The organism is Hyphomicrobium sp. NDB2Meth4 (genome assembly GCF_900117445.1).
Taxonomy (GTDB): Bacteria; Pseudomonadota; Alphaproteobacteria; order Rhizobiales; family Hyphomicrobiaceae; genus Hyphomicrobium_A.
In genome coordinates this window covers 1-18,714 of sequence record NZ_FPEJ01000005.1, presented here as the reverse complement: position 1 = coordinate 18,714, position 18,714 = coordinate 1, and the positions used below count along the sequence as shown (strand labels likewise).

Here is an 18,714-nt window from a genome sequence, read left to right as displayed (position 1 = left end):
ATCAAACCTTTTCGACGTCGGGGCGCCCAAGCAGGCCGGACGGCATGAAAATGAGGACGATGGCGAGAATCGAGAACGCGGCGACGTCTTTATAGTCGATAGAGAAGTAGGCCGACCACATGGTCTCGATGAGACCGATGAGCAGGCCGCCAATGACGGCTCCGGGAAGCGAGCCGATGCCGCCGAGAACGGCAGCGGTGAAGGCTTTGACGCCCGGTGTGAAGCCGTCGGAGAAATTGACCACGCCGTAGTAGGTCATGAACATCATGCCGGCGACGGCGGCGAGCGCACCGCCAATGACAAAGGTGAGCGACACGGTGCGATTGACATCGATGCCGAGCAGCGCGGCCATGCGGCGGTCCTGCTCACAGGCGCGCTGAGCGCGCCCGAGCTTCGTCTTCTGTACGAGTGCCCAAAAGGCGACGAGGAGGATGGCGGTGACCGCGAAGATGAGGAACTGCTTTTCGGAGATGGTGGCGTAGCCGCTGCCGATGGGGATCGAGATCGTATCGTTCAACATCGGGGGAACGGGCTTGTTGCGCGGGCCCTGAGCAACCTGCACGAAGTTGGAAAGGAAGATCGACATGCCGATGGCGGAGATGAGCGGCGCCAATCGGAACGATCCTGCGAGCGGCCGGTAGGCGACGCGCTCGATCACCCAGCTCCAGAGCGCTGTGAGAAGCATGCCCAGCACCAATACGATGAGAAGGGCAAAACCGAGCGCGGTTACGCCGAGCACCTGGGTGAGGATGAGGAATAGAATGAGGGCGATGAAGGCCGACACCATGAAGACATCGCCGTGGGCAAAGTTCACCATGCCGATGATGCCGAACACCATCGTGTAGCCAATGGCGATGAGCCCGTAGATCGAGCCGAGTGATAGACCGTTGATCAACTGCTGGACGAAATATTCCATGCTACCCCCCGGCTCGACAAAGCTTGGCAAACCTAGAGCAAAAGATGCGATCCGTCGCAGAATGGTTCGTCGTCGGTCTGTTTGCAGCCACAGATATTGAACGTTCCCGTGTGATCGACGACGAAGCGCATCGGCTCGATGCCGGTGCCGTTGTGCGAGCCATCGCAGAAGGGCTGCTTCTGGGAGCGGCCGCAGCGGCAATAGAAATACGGCTTCCCTTCCGTCAGTTCGACCTGATAGGGGCCAGTTTGGGCCACGATCGGCTCGTCAGCCATGCGCAACTTCTCCTGCTTTTTGATTTCGAGCGCTTGTCCCGTTGCACCATTTGTAGATGGCTAGCGGCTTCGATGCGGCGCGACAAGAGCGGCAAACCCCGCATTGGGAGTCGTGGGCGCGTAAATTTGCGAGGCGTCGTGTTTTGCAGGTCACAGGCACGTCGCGGCTGCGCCAATGACCGATATCAGTGCAGCAATTGGCGAAATGATTCGCAGGTGGACGCGCGCGTAGCGATGCACGGGCGTCACAAGTGCTGGGGAATCGTGCGAGATCAGCGGCGGAAGGCGGGCCCCGTCCGGGCTGGCCTGATCGGCTCTGGCCGGTTGGGGTGGAAACTGCATGACCTGTGCGCGCCGTCGCGGCAGGATAGTAGGCGACTTGCGCTGGAGTGCGCGCGGCCTGGCGGTCGCGGTCGCGCTGGCGAGCGTATGCTTCAGCCCGGTATGGGCGCAGACGATCGAGGAAGAGAGCGACCGCGTTCCGGGGCTCCCCGAGCCCTCGATCGCAGTAAACTTCCCACGCTGGTTCGGCGATCCGGCGGGTGTGCGAACGATGCTCGCGGGCCGGGGCATCACTTATGCCGTCAATTATATTGGTGACGTGCTGGGCAATCCGGTGGGCGGGTACGCCCAAGGCACGCAATATATCGGGCGGCTCGATGTGGAGGTTGGAGTCGATCTCGAAAAGGCGGCTGGCTTGAAGGGACTCAGGTTCTTCGCCAACGGCTATCAGATCCACGGGCAGAGCATCACGGCGGCGAACCTCGGCGTGCTGATGCCGGCGAGCTTCATCGAGGCGCTGCCTTCGACGCGGTTGTTCGAGATCTATCTGGAGCAGAAGCTGCTCGATAATCACATGTCGCTGCGCGTCGGCCAGCTGTCTGCGGATTCGGAGTTCATCATCAGTGAGGCGGGTGCCGCTTTTCTCAACGGCTCGTTCGGCTGGCCGTCGATCACAGGCATCAATTTGCCCGACGGCGGTCCGTCCTATCCGATGGCGGCACCGGGTGCGCGACTGGCGTTCACTCCGAACGACAGCATTGGGTTCTTGTTCGGCCTCTTCAGCGGCGATCCGGCGGGGGACTGCCCTGACGACGAGGTTCCGCAGGATTGCAGCCCCAACGGTCTACTGTTTCCGTTCACCGCGCCTTTGTTCATTGCGGAAACGGCTATCAAGTACAATCAGGGTGAGGGCGAACTGGCCGGGAAGTTGAAGCTCGGGACATATCGCTACTTTGGGACGTTCGTTCCGCAAGCCGTCGGAAACAATGGGCTGCCCATCGGACTTTTCAGTCCCACCGGGTCCGTGGCGGATAAAGACTACGGCTTCTACGCGCTTCTCGATCAGATGATTTACCGCGTGCCAGGCAGCAAAGAGCAGCGCGGCGTGACGCTGTTCGGCAGCTACATCGTGGCTCCGCCTGAAGGCAATCTCATTCAGCATTATTTCGAGGCGGGCGTGACGGCGCACGGCCTGTTCGACGATCGTCCCCGCGACACGCTCGGGGTTGGCTTCATCTACACCGGAGTCTCGTCGCGGGTGATGGACTTCTACCGGGAGATCGGCGATCCGGTGGCGCCCAGCTTCGAAGGCGTGCTCGAGGTGAGCTATACGGCGGAGATCATGCAGGGTCTCTACGTACAGCCCGACTTCCAATACTTCTGGAATCCCGGCGGGCATACGAACGACCCGGTCGATCCTCTGAAAGCCATTCCCAACGCGGCGGTGTTCGGGCTGCGTACGACAATCAGTTACTAGCGCCGGCAACTATTAGCGCTGCGCGTAATGGAAAGGAGAGGCGGGCTGCTGTAGGGCTTCACGCATGAATGACATGCGCCCCATCCTCATTGCCGGACCGACCGCGAGCGGAAAGTCGGGGCTCGCGTTGCGTCTCGCCGAAGAACTGGGCGGAATCGTCATCAATGCGGATTCGATGCAGGTCTACCGCGAGTTGCGCATCCTGACGGCGCGGCCATCAGCGGCGGAGGAACAGCGCGCGCCGCATGCGCTCTATGGGTTCGTTCCAGGGCGGGAGAGCTATTCGGCGGGGCGGTATGCCAGGGACGTAGCCCGGGTGCTGGGCGAGGCGCAACGCGCGGGACAGCGGCCGATCATCGTCGGCGGCACGGGGCTTTACTTCAAGACGCTGACGGAGGGGCTTTCTCCGATACCCGCCGTCCCGGACGATGTGCGCCAGCACTGGCGTGCGCGAGGCGCCGAGGTGGGGGCCGGTGTGCTGCACGGGGAGCTTTCGGCGCGCGATCCGGAGACGGCGGGGCGGCTGGCGCCGACCGATACGCAGCGGATCGTGCGGGCGCTGGAGGTGCTGGAGGCAACGGGCGTCTCTCTGGCCGAATGGCAGCGAGTGCCGCGGCAGAAGATCATCGACCTCGCCGATGCAGTGCCGCTGCTGGTGCAGGTGGAGCGCGATGAGCTCTATCGACGGATCGACGAGCGCTTTTGCGCGATGATCGATGCGGGGGCGCTGGATGAGGTGATGCAACTTGAACGCCTCGGGCTAGACCCCGCGTTGCCGCTTTTGTCGTCGCTCGGGGTCGGTCCGCTGCGCCGTCACCTTGCCGGGGAGGTCTCCCTAGAGGCAGCCCTCGGCGAGGGGCAAACGGAGTCGCGGCAGTACGCCAAGCGACAGCTGACTTGGGCTAGAAGTAATATGATTGCGTGGTATCATGTTTCCGCGCAAGAAATGAAAAGCGAAGTGGCAAAAATCGTATCTTTAGTTCAATAGCCTCATTGACCCGTCATTTTCGGCACCATACGTTGCGCGCCAACAGTTAAGGGGGTCGGATTGCGACCCGAAAGCCTTGGAGCTGGTTATGGCACGCACGATGACGGGCGCAGAAATGGTGCTCGAGGCGCTCAAGGATCAGGGCGTCGAACATATCTTCGGCTATCCCGGCGGCGCGGTGCTGCCGATCTACGATGAGCTGTTCCAGCAGGATAAGGTCAAGCACATCCTGGTTCGCCAGGAGGGCGGTGCGCTGCATGCGGCCGAGGGCTATGCGCGCTCGTCGGGCAAGGTGGGCGTGGCGCTGGTGACGTCCGGGCCGGGCGCGACCAACGCAGTGACCGGGCTCACCGACGCGCTGATGGATTCCATTCCGCTGGTGTGCATCACCGGGCAGGTGCCGACGCACCTCATCGGCAACGATGCCTTCCAGGAGTGCGATACGGTCGGCATCACGCGGCCGTGCACGAAGCACAACTGGCTGGTGAAGAACGTCAACGACCTTGCCCGCATCCTGCATGAGGCCTTCTATATCGCCAAGGCAGGGCGGCCGGGTCCGGTCGTGGTCGATATTCCAAAGGACGTGCAGTTCGCGACCGGCAATTACGTCGGCCCGTCGAACATTGCACACAAGACTTATAAGCCGCGCGTGAAGCCGGATCAGACTGCGGTGCGCGATGCCGTGGACCTGATGGCGCGCGCCAAGAAGCCTGTGTTCTACACGGGCGGCGGCGTGATCAATTCTGGCCCGAAGGCGAGCCAGCTGCTGCGCGAGTTGGTGCGTCTCACCGGCTATCCGATCACGTCGACGCTGATGGGGCTTGGTGCTTATCCTGCTTCTGACAAGCAGTGGCTGGGCATGCTGGGCATGCACGGCACGTACGAAGCCAATCTGGCCATGCACGACTGCGATGTGATGGTCGCGGTGGGCGCGCGCTTCGATGACCGGATCACCGGCCGCCTCGATGCGTTCGCGCCGAACTCGCTGAAGATCCAGATCGACATCGATCCTTCCTCGATCAACAAGAACGTGAAGGTCGACATCCCCATCGTGGGCGACGTTGCCTACACGCTGGAAGACATGCTGCGCGTGTGGAAGTCGAAGGCGCCGCAGCTCGACAAGGCGGCGCACAAGAGCTGGTGGAAGCAGATCGACGGCTGGCGCGCGAAGAAGTCGCTCAGCTACAAGAACTCGAACGACGTGATCATGCCGCAGTACGCGATCGAGCGTCTGTTCGCACTGACGAAGGATCGCGACTCTTACATCACCACGGAAGTGGGCCAGCACCAGATGTGGGCGGCGCAGTTCTATCACTTCGACGAGCCGAACCGGTGGATGACGTCGGGCGGTCTCGGCACGATGGGTTATGGCCTGCCGGCGGCGATCGGCGCGCAGCTTGCGCATCCCAAGTCGCTGGTGATCGACATCGCGGGCGATGCCTCGATCCTGATGAACATCCAGGAGGCCTCGACTGCGGTGCAGTACGACCTGCCGGTGAAGGTGTTCATCCTCAATAACCAGTACATGGGCATGGTGCGGCAGTGGCAACAGCTTCTGCACGGAAACCGGCTGTCGCACAGCTATACCGAGAGCCTGCCCGATTTCGTGAAGCTCGCCGAAGCCTACGGCTGGACGGGCATGCGCTGCGACGATCCGGCCGAGCTGGATGACGCCATCCGCGCCATGATCGAGACGAAGGGGCCAGTTATCTTCGATTGTCGCGTGGCGACACTGGCAAACTGCTTCCCGATGATTCCGTCAGGGAAAGCGCATAATGAAATGCTGCTCGGCGAGGACGTTTCCGACGAGGAAGTCGAGAACGCGATCGGAGCAGAGGGCAAGGTTCTGGTCTGATGACAGATGTGCGAAGCGATATCGTCAAGGGTACGGTCAGCGTTTCTGGCTCGAGGAAGGTGGCGCACGTGCGCGGGCTGCTGGCGCTCGGGGCTGCCGCTGTGATCGGACTTGGCTCGACGTCGCTCGCGGCTGCGCATGATCCGGGCTGGGATCAGGTCGAGAACATCAAGGAAGCGGCGACGCGGCTGGCGCAGATGCAGCGCACGCAGGGCGCGACCAAGACGTTCGGCTTCATCGATGCCTGCTACCGCACGCACAGCTTGTCGTCGGAGTACACCAAGGCGTTCGAGGCGTGCATCGCGCAGGACTACATGGAGACGCAGATCCTGACGATGATCTACTCGCGCACGCCCCCGGACGTACTGAAGCGCCAGGGCGCTCCAACGCCGAAGATGCTGGTCGAGACGATGTCGCGGCGCGTCGGCGCGGCGTTCGGTCAGTACAAAGTGCCGAAAGAGAAGATTGTAGCGTTCCAGCGGAACGTCGATGAGCACGGCTTCCCGCTTTTCTTCAAGACGCTTTTCCCGGGGGCGAAGCTGCCGCCTCGCCCCGCCGATGTCGTGCCGACGCAGCCGGAAGCGGCTCCCGGAAGTCCCACTACAGCCCCAGATGCGGCCCCAGAGAAAAAGCAATGAACATGGCCAAGCCACTCGCGAAAAGTCACTACGTCGGCCCCGGCGCCGTGCAAGCCGTCGTCTCGCGCACGCTATCGGTACTGGTCGACAACGAGCCTGGCGTGCTGGCACGTGTCATCGGCCTGTTCTCAGGGCGTGGCTACAACATCGACAGTTTGACGGTGACCGAGACGGAGCATGAGAAGCATCTGTCGCGCATCACCATCGTCACGCGCGGCACCCCTGACGTGATCGAGCAGATCAAGCATCAGCTGGAGCGGCTGGTGCCCATCCACCGGGTGCGCGACCTCACCAACGAGGGCGTGGCGCTGGAGCGCGAGCTGGCGCTGATCAAGGTGTCCGGCAAGGGTGAAAAGCGCATCGAGGCGCTGCGGATCGCCGAGATTTTCCGGGCCAAGGTGGTCGACACCTCGACGGAGCATTTCGTCTTCGAAGTGACCGGCAAACCCTCGAAAATCGAGGAATTCATCCAGATCATGACCGAGCTCGGCCTTGTCGAAGTGTCGCGCACGGGCATAGCCGCCATTGGCCGCGGGCCTGTAAGCAGCTAAAGGAGCTGCGCGGAATAACTCCGCCGGTCGCGTTTTCCGGCCGGCGCCCACCCGATTGCTGCATCCCGCAGCTCGATATCATCACTCGCTACGAGCCAGAAACGTCAGAGGAAGCCATGCGCGTTTATTACGATCGTGATGCCGACACCAATCTCATCAAAGGCAAGAAGGTTGCCATTGTCGGCTATGGCTCCCAGGGCCGCGCGCACGCGCTGAACCTGAAGGACTCGGGCGTCAAGGACATCCGCGTCGCGCTGCGTCCGGAGTCGACGACGGCCAAGAAGGTCGAGGCCGACGGGCTGCAGGTGATGTCGGTGGCCGATGCCGCCAAGTGGGCCGATCTCATCATGATGGCGACGCCTGACGAGCTGCAGGCCGATATCTACAAGAACGAGATCGCCGACAACATCCGCGACGGTGCCGCGATTGCCTTCGCGCACGGCCTCAACGTGCACTTCGGCCTGATCGAGCCGAAGAAGAGCCTAGACGTGGTGATGATCGCGCCGAAGGGCCCGGGCCACACGGTGCGCGGCGAATACCAGAAGGGCGGCGGCGTGCCGTGCCTGATCGCTGTACACCAGGATGCGTCGGGCAATGCGCATGACCTGGCGCTGTCGTACGCGTCGGGCGTCGGCGGCGGCCGCTCGGGCATCATCGAGACCAACTTCCGCGAAGAGTGCGAGACCGATCTCTTCGGTGAGCAGGTGGTGCTGTGCGGCGGCCTCGTTGAGCTCATCCGCGCGGGCTTCGAGACGCTGGTCGAAGCCGGCTACGCGCCGGAGATGGCCTACTTCGAGTGCCTGCACGAGGTGAAGCTGATCGTCGATCTGATCTATCAGGGCGGCATCGCCAACATGAACTACTCGATCTCGAACACGGCCGAGTGGGGCGAGTACGTCTCGGGCCCGCGCATCATCACGCCGGAGACGAAGGCGGAGATGAAGAAGGTTCTGAAGGACATTCAGACCGGCCGCTTCACCTCCGAGTGGATGCAGGAATACAAGTCCGGCGCTGGCCGCTTCAAGGCCACGCGGCGCCTGGCGGACGAGCATCCGATCGAGCAGGTCGGCGCAAAGCTGCGTGACATGATGCCGTGGATCAAGGCGGGCGCGCTGGTCGACAAGTCGCGCAACTGAGGCGCGGGCGCAACTGCAACTCGGCTGAACTTGGCGCATACTGTTGACCTCATCTGGGTCAACAGGGAGTTCAGCCATGTTGCGTGTTCTGTCATCGATCGCGTTGGCGGTCGCAGTGATTGCGATGCCGCTTGCGATGTCGTCCGGAGCGGCTGTCGCTGGTCCGAAGAATGCGACGAAGATCTGCAAGCACAAGACGTCGAGCGGCAAGATCAAGACGTGGCGCTGCGGCGCCGATCAGCCGTGCTGCTCTGCGGAGATGATCAACTACTATACGTGCGGATCGAAGACGCTCGGCTGCCTCTAGACAAGCAGGAAGCCAGAAGGCTCGCGCAGCGGGCTTTGGGGAGGTAGCGTCAGGCTACAGCCACGCGAGCCTTCCAGGCAGTCGCCCTGCAACGAGGAAGGGCTCGATGCAGGGCGCGCAAGGAAACGGACGGCGGAGAAGCGGGGACCTCCACCGTCCGCTCCAGCGGCGCCACGGTAATGGCGCCGCCGGATTTCTGATCTCACACCTGCGAAAGGCCGCGTGGCCGGCGGGTGCAATTCCGGTCATCGCCGCACGCGTTGAAACGCGCGACTGCGAGGATGCCGTCAGTGATGATCGCTTGGGCGAAGCAAATGCAAAGTCCCCCTCGGCACTGCTTGCTGACACCCTCAGTCCACTCCTGCATCGTGGAACGAGCGTGGTTTGTTCTTGGCGAAACTAAGATTTCGCCGCGGAAATCAAGTTTGAGTGGGCCACTTCGATTTTGGCCATAAAGTTGCCGGAGCGCGCTGCAGTGCGAGCTATTCCAGGACAGGGCGCGGTGGTTCGGGTTAGCGAATGTGTGCTCAGCATCGACGAGTGGTGCTGGCCGCTGGCCGAACGGGACCAGGCGGCGATCGTCAGCTATTGGGAGCGCCGACGCGCGGCATGCCCGTCGCTGTTCAACGGCGACGTCTATCTCTTCCGCGAGCATGAAATCGAAGCAGGCCGGCTGTCGGGGACACTCTTCAAGACGGATTTCCGCACGATGCTCTATTGGCGGTCGCTGCCGTTTGCGACCAGCGATGTCGTGCGCGAAGCCTCGGGCGCGGCGCTGATCCGGTCGGCTGATGGTCACCTGTTGTTTGGGCGGCAAGCGCCGGGGCAACTCAATTCGGGGCGCGTCTATCCGCCGAGCGGGGTGATCGATGCGGATGATGCTGCGGCGGGGCGGATCGACATCGACGGCTGCATCGTGCGCGAGCTTGGTGAAGAGACAGGGCTGACTCCCGGCGATCTGCAGCGTGTGCCGGGTTATGTCGTGGCGCCCGCGGGCGTGCATGTCGCCATCGGTATCGAGTGGCGCAGCGCGCTGACTGCGGAGGCGCTGCGCGCACGCATCATGCGTTTCATCGAGGGGCAGGCGTCCCCAGAGCTCGATGATATCGTCATCGTGCGCGGCGCCGACGACGGCACGGAAGACATGCCGGTGCATGCGCGCGCTTTTGCCCGCGGGCTGGTCTGACGGCATCTTTGACGCGCGCCATGGATCGTGAAGCGTGCCGAGGCATCGGCGCGCTTGACCCGTCAGAGGAATTGGGCAGAGTGCGCCGGTTTTCATAACCGGATATCCCGCATGGCGCTGCCGCTCTACACGCTCGACGTCTTTACCGATCGCCGGTTCAGCGGCAATCCCCTCGCTATCATCACTGACGCCGACGCGCTGAGCGCGGAGCAGATGCAGGCGATTGCCGGCGAGCTGAACGTGTCGGAAACGGTCTTCGTCATGAAGTCGCAGAATCCGGCGCATTCGGCGCGGATCAGGATTTTCACCCCGGGCAGCGAGCTTCCCTTCGCCGGGCATCCGACGATCGGCACGGCGATCCTGCTGGCGCAGCTGCGCACGCAAATGGTGAATGGCGAGCGTGACGCGATCATCGTGCTGGAACAGCCGATCGGCACGGTGCGCGTGGGAGTGAGGCTGCGCGAGGGACAGGCGGCGCTGGCGGAGTTCGACGCGCCGAAGCTGCCGGAGAAGACCGCGCTGCCGCCGTCGCGCGACCGGATCGCCGATGCGCTCGGGCTGCTGCCGCGCGAGATCGGTTTTGAGAACCACACCCCGCAGTGCCTTTCGGCAGGGAACACGTTTGCGTTCGTGCCGGTGTCGAGCCTCGAAGCGATGGCGAAGGCGCACGTGGAGCAGAGCCATTGGGACAGTGTGTTTCCCGGCAGAACGTTCGGCGGCGTCTATCTCTATACGCGCGAGTGCGTGCACAGCGGCTCGGCTTTCCATGCGCGCATGTTCGCGCCGCAGATCGGTGTCCCTGAGGATGCGGCGACGGGTTCGGCAGCGGTGTGCTTCGCCGGCGTGGTGCACGATTTCGATACCCTGCCGGACGGGGTGCATCGCAGGATCATCGAGCAGGGCTATGAGATGGGTCGTCCCAGCTCGATCGCGCTGACGCTGGTGGTGACGGGCGGGCGGCTGGGGACGGTGCGGATTGGCGGCAGTGCGGTGCGCGTCATCGACGGTGCGATCACCGTCTAGGCGCGGCGTTCCTGCCGGGGCATAAGGCTTAACGGCTGGTTCCTCCCGCGGGCGATAATGGGCCACCGCGGGGGGCGCTCGATCGGGGGGCTGGCGGGCCAATTCGGCGCCCGACTAGCCAATTGCGCCCGGTTGTATTAAGAGATGGCCATGCGCCAGATGACAGGCATTGATGGCAAAGGCTTTTTCCGCGCGGATTCGGTCCGCGGCGGCGCCTCGGCGCGACTTCCGCAGCTTCTGAACCTGCTCCTTAGCAGCCCCTGAGCCGATCAAGGTTCCGGTGATCCCGGGACGGTGCTCAGGGGGATGACAAGTCGAGCCAGCTGGTTGAACATTCGCCGAGCCTTGAGGGCCGGCCGGAAGCGAAAGAAGAATTCAGATGAGCACCGATCCACAAACGCCCGTGGAGCAGTCCGAGGCAGAACGCGTCGTCATTTTCGACACCACGTTGCGCGATGGCGAGCAGTGCCCCGGGGCGACGATGACCTTCGAGGAGAAGCTCGAGGTCGCCGAGTGCCTCGACCAGATGGGCGTCGATATCATCGAAGCCGGTTTCCCGATTGCGTCGGACGGCGACTTCGAGGCGGTGTCGGCGATCGCCAAGCGGGTGCAGAACGCGACGGTGGCGGGCTTGGCGCGCGCCATCAACGCCGACATCGACCGCGCAGGCGAAGCGGTGAAGCACGCCAAACGCGGTCGCATCCATACGTTCGTCTCCACCTCGCCGATCCATCTCGCGCATCAGATGCGCAAGACCGAGGCCGAGGTGCTGGAGATCATCACCGCGACGGTGGCGCGTGCGCGCAACCTCGTCGAGGACGTCGAGTGGAGTGCAATGGACGCAACGCGCACGGGCATCGACTATCTGTGCCAGTGCGTCGATGCAGCAATCAAGGCGGGCGCGACGACGATCAATCTGCCCGACACGGTCGGCTATGCGACGCCGGACGAGTACGCGGAGATGTTCCGCCAGGTGCGCGCGCGTGTGCCGAATGCCGACAAGGCGGTATTCTCGACGCATTGCCATAACGACCTCGGTTTGGCGGTGGCGAACTCGCTGGCGGCGCTGGGTGGCGGTGCGCGGCAGATCGAATGCACGATCAACGGCATCGGCGAGCGCGCGGGTAACGCGGCGCTGGAAGAGATCGTCATGGCGATCAAGACGCGGCGGGACAAGCTGCCGTACGACAGCGGCATCGACAGCACGATGCTGTCGCGCGCCTCGCGTCTCGTGTCGGCGGTGACGAATTTCCCGGTGCAGTACAACAAGGCGATCGTCGGCCGCAATGCGTTCGCGCACGAGAGCGGCATCCACCAGGATGGCATCCTCAAGTATCAGCAGACCTACGAGATCATGACGCCGGAGTCCGTCGGTGTCGGCAAGACGTCGCTGGTGATGGGCAAGCACTCGGGCCGCAATGCGTTCCGCACGAAGCTGAAGGAACTGGGCTATGAGCTCGGAGAGAACGCGTTCGAAGATGCGTTCAACCGCTTCAAGGCGCTGGCTGACCGCAAGAAGCACGTCTACGACGAGGACATCGAGGCGCTGGTCGATGAAGGCATCGCCCACATGCACGACCGGATGAAGGTGGTTTCGCTCACCGTCATCGCCGGCAACATGGGGCCGCAGCAGGCGACGCTGACGCTCGATATCGATGGCACGCAGCACACGGTGCAGTCCGCGGGCAACGGTCCCGTGGATGCCACGTTCAATGCGATCAAGCAGCTGGTGCCGCACGAGGTGAAGCTGGATCTCTATCAGGTGCACGCCGTGACCGAAGGCACGGACGCGCAGGCCGAGGTCTCGGTGCGCCTTGAGGAGGGCGGGCGCATGGTGACGGGCCGCGGTGCCGATACGGACACCATGGTGGCGTCGGCACGGGCCTATGTTTCCGCGCTGAACAAGCTGATGGTAAAGCGCCAGAAGACGGCGCGCGCCCAGTCGCTCTAACGTCTACGGATCTGCTTTTGGGCGCCGCTGCAACTCGATTTGCAGCGGCGCCCTTTTCTTTGCGGTTGCGTTGGCGCGGCAGGGGATTGCGCCTAAGGTCTTTGCGAAGACTGTTTTTGTGGGCTCGGGAGAGCCAGGCTGGGGCTGGCTATGCTGCGTGGCGTGGCGGGTGCGTTCAGGGATGACATTGCAATCGACCTCGGCACGGCGAATACGCTGGTGCACGTGGCCGGGCGCGGCATCATCATCGATGAGCCTTCTGCTGTGGCCGTGCGCTCGCACCGCGGTACGCGAGAGATGCTGGCCGTCGGCCGCAAGGCGAAGGCGATGATCGGGCGCACGCCGGAAAACGTGGAGCTGGTGCGGCCGCTGCGTGATGGCGTCATCGCCGATTTCGTCGCCACCGAGGAAATGCTGCGGCAGTTCATCAAGCGCACGAAGACGATGCTAGGCTTCCGTCGTCCGCGCATCCTCATTTGCGTGCCGGCGCAAGCAACGCCGGTTGAGCGGCGGGCGGTGTACGATACCGCGGTGTCGTTAGGCGCACGCAAAGTCTACTTGGTGGCAGAGCCCGTCGCTGCGTCTTTGGGCGCGGGGCTTCCCGTGGGCGAGCCTGGCGGAGCGATGGTGGTCGATATCGGTGGCGGCACGTCCGATATCGCTGTCCTGTCGGGTGGCAAGATCGTCTCGGCGCGCACGCTGCGGGTGGCGGGCAACGCGATGGACGAAGCCATCGTGCGCTACATCCGGCGCCAGCATCAGTTGCTGGTGGGTGAAGCAAATGCAGAGCGCATCAAGGTGGAGGTGGGCACGGCGCTTGCCGCAGCGAATGGGCGATCCGCGGAAGTGCACATCCGCGGGCGGGATCTGCGCCAGGGCAGCGCAAAGTCCATCGTGCTGCGCTCGAGCGACGTTGCCGAGGCGCTGGCGGAGCCCGTGGAGGCGCTCGCGGAGTTCGTGCAGCGGGCGCTGGAGGATCTACCGCCCGACACCCTGAGCGATATCGCGCGACGTGGCGTGCACCTCACCGGGGGCGGGGCGCTGCTGGACAAGCTCGACACGGCGCTGACGCGGCGCATTGGCGTCAGGTTCCGGGTGCAGAACAATCCGATGCATTGCGTTGTCAAAGGGTCCGCGGAGATCATCGCGTCGCTGCGTGCGCACGAGCATCTGCTGATGACACCGTAAAGGTCAGGCGAACTTCAAGCGTGCGAAGCGCTTGTTGGCGGCGTCGTGAATGCTGCTGGCTGGCCCTTTGAACTCGACGCCGATCGAGTTTGGCTGACGCCAGGCGATGGCGGCGGGATAGATCATGCCCGACGATTTCTCATAGAGGTAGAACGTGTCCGGCAGGCCGACGGTGTTGGCGATGAGCAGCTTGGCGCCGTTCGAGGACATATCGCGGATGGTGCAGTCGAGGAGACGCAGGCCGTCGGCAAATATGATCTTGCCCTCCTTGAGGACGCGCCGGCGCGGAACCTTTCGTTTCTCTTCCATGGGTACCGGATCCATCGGTTCACCGGGCGCCGGACTGCAGGCCCCCTGTCGGGATGCCAGTGAGAGATCAGCCTATCCGTGATTCTGCCCGGGTGCAGTAGCGGCGAGGCCCGGCGGGGGCAATCTGCGGGGCCCGGGACCTTTTTTCGCGGTTTTCCTGCGATCCAAGCGGTTTGGCGGACTGGCGAATTTTCCTGTAGCGCTGCGGCTGGACAGGCGGGCGCGAGGGTGCTAAACGCAGCGTCAACGAGGGCTCGCGTGGCGGGCCCTTTTGACGTCTTGGCCCCGCGGCGAACGCCGAACCAGTGGCCGGGACGCGCCGCTCGGCGGCATGGGTGATTAGCTCAGTTGGTAGAGCAGCTGACTCTTAATCAGCGGGTCGAAGGTTCGAATCCTTCATCACCCACCAATCTTTTCAATGGGTTAGTCGAACTCTTCGCCTGCAGATTACCACCGGATCGCTCTTGGGTCGGTCTTGGGTCGGAGTTTAGTTTTGCTATGGTGCACGAATAAAAGCGATGATGGTGGGGCGGAGCCACTTAGAGGCGGGCAACGCGCGATCGCATTCGGCATCGACATTGTGTTCTTTATCACCGTCATTCTTAGGATCGGAGCTCCCGATGCGGCTCGCGTTCCTGATACGCGTGCATTCCACTTCCCGGTGTAGTTCGCGCTAGCGAGGGTGAGCTGCTTTGGTTTTCTTCTTGGACGGGCGCCCGCGTCGGCGGATTGGCGTCACCTTTCGATCGAAGCCAGCAACCCAATCATTCGCTAGATCGCCGGCAAGACTGCCCAGCTCTTCATGTGTGAACCACGGCTGGAGGAGGACTGTGCCGTTACGCATGTTGGTGTCGGCATGAAGCAGAAGATAGCGAACGTACTTGGCCTCGTACTTCGATAGAATGTCCCGGACTACTTCCGCAGCATACGTCGGCGTCTCTTCAAGAACACTCATCTGGACGTGGGGTTGGTAGCTCTCAGGGCGATGGGGCAAGAGACACCAACCCGGCTTGGATGTCTCGACCGTCTCGAGAGCTGTCCGTTCGGCGGAACCGGGACTGTCGGCTTGCACTATTACGTCGGCCACCTCAAACCGTGGCCGGCATAGACGGACATGATACGTCTTGAGAGTCGCGGCAGCCTCCGCGCGTTGCCTCTGAGCCTCCAGCCAATCCCTGATCTCTCTCTCCAGCCATACAACCCTTACGTCGCTGACGTAGATCCGACCTGGGAACTTGCCTTCACGCTCCAAGTTGCGGATGTGATTGGGATGAAAGAGCACGATCGACCGCAGCTCTTTTATGCGGATGAAGCGGTCCCCAGTGTCGATCACAATCTTTGGACTCAACGGTCCTACAGGGCGGGTATCGACCTTCGCCTGCATCCAATCCAAGACGTCGCGAAACGCCCATGCCATTCGACGGGCCCCGAGACGAATGCGCCTGGGGAATTTACCAGCGGCTTCGAGCCGTGTGAGTTGGTTGAGGGAGTACGAGACGCAGTGTCGAACGGCGTGCGCATCGAGGCAGATGTTGTCGGACGGTTTGGAGGGCTTAGCCATGCTTGGCTTCCGGCTGACAAAAGGGGTCCCTTTTGTCACCGGTCTGGAATCGCATCGATCAAAATGGTAAACTCCGTATTCTGAAGGGTTTGCGCGGGCTCCGTTCGGTGCGTGCGCGCTCCTTCAAAAGGGACCCCATTTGATAATGTGAGCCGCACGCGGTTTTCCGCGCACGAGAGCGGCTTGAGAATTGAAAGGTATGTTGATCGGCTACGCGCGTGTCTCGACGGAAGACCAGAACTTAGGACTACAACTCGACGCGCTCGCGCATGCCGGTTGTGAGAAGATCTATCAGGACGAGGGGATCAGTGGAGCGGTGACTGATCGCGTGGCGCTCAACGATGCGCTTGCAGCTTTGGCGCCTGGTGATGTGCTGGTAACGTGGAAGCTCGATCGTCTCGGACGCAGCCTCGCCCATCTGATTTCGATCACGACGACGCTGGAAGCTGAAGGCATCGGCTTCCGTTCGTTATCGGAAGCGATCGACACGACGACGGCCAGCGGACGGCTGCTCTTTCACGTGATGGGCGCAATGGCAGAATTCGAGCGAGCACTCATCAGCGAGCGCACCCGCGCAGGCATGGCAGCCGCCAGGGCGCGCGGCCAGCATCTCGGCCGGGAGCGCAAGGTCACCGAACGAGATGCGCTCTGGGCGCATGAAGCCATTGTCTCCGGGCGACTGTCGCCAGAGGAAGTCTCGCGCACGTTGAGCATTTCCACGCCGACGTTGTACCGCACCTTGCAACGGGTTGGGCGGGAACAGATCAGCTTGGGAAGCTAGAACATGTCTGAGAACGACAAGAGCTCAAAGAACAACGGCGCGCCTGAGATCCTTCGCCTGTCACCCACCGATGCGACGGCCTTTGCTCAAGCTCTGCTGTCGCCTCCAGAGCCGAGCCCCCGCTTGGTCGAAGCTGTGCGACGTTATCTGAAATGGAAGCGCTCTTAGAGGCAGGCGATCTGTACGCGGGCAAGGGAGTGCATGGAGACTACCGTGGCTGGACACCACCCTTTTTGTGATTTGATCAACGATTGGTCCGCAGCTCGTCTCGCTCGCGTAAATGAACAGAGGCGGCGGCTCCTGGATGATCGCGTTGAACGGGAACCTCGGCTCACCTCAAGTCCGCCTTCTGGTTCATTTGAGTGAATTGTGCGGTGCTGTCGGCGTCGGGTCATATCCGAGTACGATGAGACCCGGACGAGGAATGATGAGCCCGAAGTGCTTCGACTGTCGGCCGCCGAGGCAATGGCCTTTGCTCAGATCGAGGACAGTTTGCGTCAAGCGTTTTGATGACTTCCTAGAGCATGGTGTCAACGATTTCGTTGACCGGACCAGGGGCGGGGAGGGGCATGAACTATAATCGCCAGCTAGTCCGCAGGTCTATCGACGGCCAACGGCACACTTTGATGGCGCTGCTGAAGAATTGCCCGCGGCCCACGCGCGGTTGGATTGGGACAATCCGCTTTGCGCTGGGCGTCAGCCAGCCCGTTCTCGGAGGTCGCTTGGGGGTGGCCAAGCAACGCGTTTCGCAACTGGAGCGCCGCGAGCGGGAGGGAACAATTCAGCTCAATCAGCTGCAGGATGTCGCCCACCATTTGGGCTGCGATCTCGTCTACGCACTCGTGCCACGCGAACCTTTGGAGCAGGCGGTGATGCGACAGGCGCGGAAGATCGCCGTGGCCCATCTGTCGGCCGTTCAGCGGACCATGCAGCTCGAGGGCCAGGAGACCCCGATCACGGAGGAGCGCATTCGCGACTACATCCAACGGCACGTCGACGACAAGGACCTCTGGGAGACGTAGTCGATCGACAGCGTTCCGCAGGACCGCTTTCGCTCGAGCGTCGCGACTAGCGCACTTCTGCTCTGGGAAGCAGAGCGGCCGTTGCTTGAAGCATGCGCAGGTCCGCTTACAGGCTCAACGCTGTCGTCACAGCCGTCCAATGGCGGCCGGAACCGGATGCGAGCAGATATACACTTGCAGACATCAACACTGACATCCGGCGGGGGCCACCGGCCAAGAAGGCGACGGGCGGTTTGTCCCATTTGCAGAAGTCGGCACACGACCGGGTTCGCTCGAACCACGTGACCCTGCCCACGTCCGCTTCCGGCGGCAGACCAGCCGTCGCGTGCAACCACGAAAGGTCCGCTCCCAGGGGCGACGCAGACGTCTCTGAGGTCAGCCGCCTACAGGTGACGGATGCGAACTCGTATACAGGAACGGACCTTAGCCCGGCGCTGACCGCTGCCGTGGCACTTGTGACCAACAATGTCCGCTGTCGAGCTGTTAGAGGACATTCGCTGCTTCATGATCGGCGAAATGCTGGTCATCGCCGATCACGTCCGTTAGTGCTGCGTTAGCTTCTTCCTAGGCCTACATACTTCTTCACAAGAACACTGCAGATCGTGTCTGTCAGGCAATACCGCATTTCGGGCTACCCTCGTCTCTCCTCGCAAAAAGGTTCTTCAACGATGGCTGATGCAGATCGCCTCGGAAAAATCGCCTCGATCGGCCAAGACCTCATCACGACGCAGTTGACGATGGCAACGCAAACGCCGTCGCAAGCCCTCGAAGGCACGTGGGTACTTGGGTATTGCATCGGAATCTTTGATGCGCTCGCTCAACGAGCTGACCTGGATGATGCTGAAGGTTTCAGCGTCATCACTCTCGGCTTCCTCGGTCTCTTCGCGGACCCTGCTGATCCCGAGGCCGCGGCATTCATTCGCCGCTCCTTGGACCGTCAGGACAATCCGCGCTTTCAAGAAGGCGCTACCGCGGGAGGCAACGACGTTTTCGATTGGGTTGCCGACCGCACGAAAGCACCCAACGCGCTCTTCGAAATTCTTACGCGATGACCCAAGAAGAGCGCCAAGTCGGACGCCAGCGCACTTCGTCAGCTTATCCCCTCGCCGTGACGTCGATGTCCCCTTGGTCCCATGTGTGGACGGCACCCCGTTGGCAAGGACTTTCTGGTCTGTCGCGCAGAGCTGGTCGGTAGCGCCCATGTGTCCGGCCTTTTTGCTCGGCGCGAACACCGATGGCCTTCATGCTATCCGCAAGATCAGCTCCCG

19 protein-coding genes and 1 tRNA gene are annotated in these 18,714 nt (G+C 62.5%); 15 read left to right on the top strand and 5 right to left on the bottom strand.

Annotation, left to right across the window (positions count from 1 at the left end):
- Position 1 precedes the first annotated feature (1 nt).
- Positions 2-916, bottom strand: coding sequence for a branched-chain amino acid ABC transporter permease (locus NDB2M4_RS08975; RefSeq protein WP_072373563.1), 915 nt, complete (start codon positions 914-916; stop codon positions 2-4).
- Between the two features lie 32 nt (positions 917-948).
- Positions 949-1,191, bottom strand: a complete 243-nt coding sequence (locus NDB2M4_RS08970) for a CDGSH iron-sulfur domain-containing protein (RefSeq protein WP_072373556.1) — start codon at positions 1,189-1,191, stop codon at positions 949-951.
- 379 nt (positions 1,192-1,570) lie between these two features.
- Here NDB2M4_RS08970 and NDB2M4_RS08965 point away from each other — a divergent pair, with 379 nt between their 5' ends.
- From NDB2M4_RS08965 to NDB2M4_RS08915, 11 genes are all read left to right on the top strand, one after another.
- Positions 1,571-2,950: a carbohydrate porin gene (locus NDB2M4_RS08965; protein WP_072373553.1), complete on the top strand. Its 1,380-nt coding sequence runs from the start codon at positions 1,571-1,573 to the stop codon at positions 2,948-2,950.
- Between the two features lie 64 nt (positions 2,951-3,014).
- The gene (miaA, locus tag NDB2M4_RS08960; RefSeq protein ID WP_072373550.1) at positions 3,015-3,938 is read left to right on the top strand and encodes a tRNA (adenosine(37)-N6)-dimethylallyltransferase MiaA; all 924 of its coding nucleotides are present in this window, start codon (positions 3,015-3,017) and stop codon (positions 3,936-3,938) included.
- Between the two features lie 88 nt (positions 3,939-4,026).
- Entirely contained in the window at positions 4,027-5,793 is a 1,767-nt protein-coding gene (locus NDB2M4_RS08955; RefSeq protein WP_072373546.1) for an acetolactate synthase 3 large subunit, read from the top strand.
- Positions 5,793-6,431, top strand: coding sequence for a hypothetical protein (locus NDB2M4_RS08950; RefSeq protein WP_072373543.1), 639 nt, complete (start codon positions 5,793-5,795; stop codon positions 6,429-6,431). Before NDB2M4_RS08955 ends, NDB2M4_RS08950 begins: the two co-directional genes overlap by 1 nt.
- Positions 6,432-6,433: 2 nt before the next feature.
- Positions 6,434-6,982: an acetolactate synthase small subunit gene (gene ilvN, locus NDB2M4_RS08945; protein ID WP_072374914.1), complete on the top strand. Its 549-nt coding sequence runs from the start codon at positions 6,434-6,436 to the stop codon at positions 6,980-6,982.
- A 116-nt stretch (positions 6,983-7,098) separates the two neighbouring features.
- A complete protein-coding gene (gene ilvC / locus NDB2M4_RS08940; RefSeq protein WP_072373542.1) occupies positions 7,099-8,118 on the top strand; it encodes a ketol-acid reductoisomerase in 1,020 nt (339 codons plus the stop codon).
- Between the two features lie 76 nt (positions 8,119-8,194).
- Positions 8,195-8,425 (top strand): hypothetical protein, encoded by a 231-nt coding sequence (locus NDB2M4_RS08935; RefSeq protein ID WP_072373540.1) that lies wholly within the window; start codon positions 8,195-8,197, stop codon positions 8,423-8,425.
- A 475-nt stretch (positions 8,426-8,900) separates the two neighbouring features.
- Positions 8,901-9,611: an NUDIX hydrolase gene (locus NDB2M4_RS08930; RefSeq protein WP_139247174.1), complete on the top strand. Its 711-nt coding sequence runs from the start codon at positions 8,901-8,903 to the stop codon at positions 9,609-9,611.
- Between the two features lie 111 nt (positions 9,612-9,722).
- The gene (locus tag NDB2M4_RS08925) at positions 9,723-10,634 is read left to right on the top strand and encodes a PhzF family phenazine biosynthesis protein (protein WP_072373535.1); all 912 of its coding nucleotides are present in this window, start codon (positions 9,723-9,725) and stop codon (positions 10,632-10,634) included.
- Positions 10,635-11,013: 379 nt separating this feature from the next.
- Positions 11,014-12,585: a 2-isopropylmalate synthase gene (locus NDB2M4_RS08920; RefSeq protein WP_072373527.1), complete on the top strand. Its 1,572-nt coding sequence runs from the start codon at positions 11,014-11,016 to the stop codon at positions 12,583-12,585.
- 150 nt (positions 12,586-12,735) lie between these two features.
- Positions 12,736-13,773: a rod shape-determining protein gene (locus NDB2M4_RS08915; RefSeq protein ID WP_139247173.1), complete on the top strand. Its 1,038-nt coding sequence runs from the start codon at positions 12,736-12,738 to the stop codon at positions 13,771-13,773.
- Positions 13,774-13,776: 3 nt separating this feature from the next.
- Here NDB2M4_RS08915 and NDB2M4_RS08910 read toward each other — a convergent pair whose 3' ends face one another.
- Complete coding sequence (locus tag NDB2M4_RS08910; protein ID WP_171988060.1) at positions 13,777-14,082, bottom strand: PilZ domain-containing protein; 306 nt, start codon at positions 14,080-14,082, stop codon at positions 13,777-13,779.
- Between the two features lie 333 nt (positions 14,083-14,415).
- Here NDB2M4_RS08910 and NDB2M4_RS08905 point away from each other — a divergent pair.
- Positions 14,416-14,491, top strand: a tRNA-Lys gene (locus NDB2M4_RS08905).
- Between the two features lie 264 nt (positions 14,492-14,755).
- Here the strand turns inward: NDB2M4_RS08905 and NDB2M4_RS20200 are convergent.
- Complete coding sequence (locus NDB2M4_RS20200) at positions 14,756-15,643, bottom strand: helix-turn-helix transcriptional regulator (protein WP_072373522.1); 888 nt, start codon at positions 15,641-15,643, stop codon at positions 14,756-14,758.
- A 199-nt stretch (positions 15,644-15,842) separates the two neighbouring features.
- On the opposite strand from NDB2M4_RS20200, the gene NDB2M4_RS08895 reads away from it, so the two are divergent.
- Positions 15,843-16,424 (top strand): recombinase family protein, encoded by a 582-nt coding sequence (locus NDB2M4_RS08895; protein WP_072373519.1) that lies wholly within the window; start codon positions 15,843-15,845, stop codon positions 16,422-16,424.
- A gap of 354 nt (positions 16,425-16,778) precedes the next feature.
- Here NDB2M4_RS08895 and NDB2M4_RS20195 read toward each other — a convergent pair whose 3' ends face one another.
- The gene (locus NDB2M4_RS20195; RefSeq protein WP_171988059.1) at positions 16,779-16,925 is read right to left on the bottom strand and encodes a hypothetical protein; all 147 of its coding nucleotides are present in this window, start codon (positions 16,923-16,925) and stop codon (positions 16,779-16,781) included.
- A gap of 23 nt (positions 16,926-16,948) precedes the next feature.
- On the opposite strand from NDB2M4_RS20195, the gene NDB2M4_RS08885 reads away from it, so the two are divergent.
- Together NDB2M4_RS08885 and NDB2M4_RS08880 are read left to right on the top strand one after the other, a co-directional pair.
- The gene (locus tag NDB2M4_RS08885; RefSeq protein ID WP_083556090.1) at positions 16,949-17,446 is read left to right on the top strand and encodes a mobile mystery protein A; all 498 of its coding nucleotides are present in this window, start codon (positions 16,949-16,951) and stop codon (positions 17,444-17,446) included.
- A 668-nt stretch (positions 17,447-18,114) separates the two neighbouring features.
- Positions 18,115-18,498, top strand: coding sequence for a hypothetical protein (locus NDB2M4_RS08880; RefSeq protein ID WP_072373514.1), 384 nt, complete (start codon positions 18,115-18,117; stop codon positions 18,496-18,498).
- Positions 18,499-18,714: the final 216 nt, after the last annotated feature.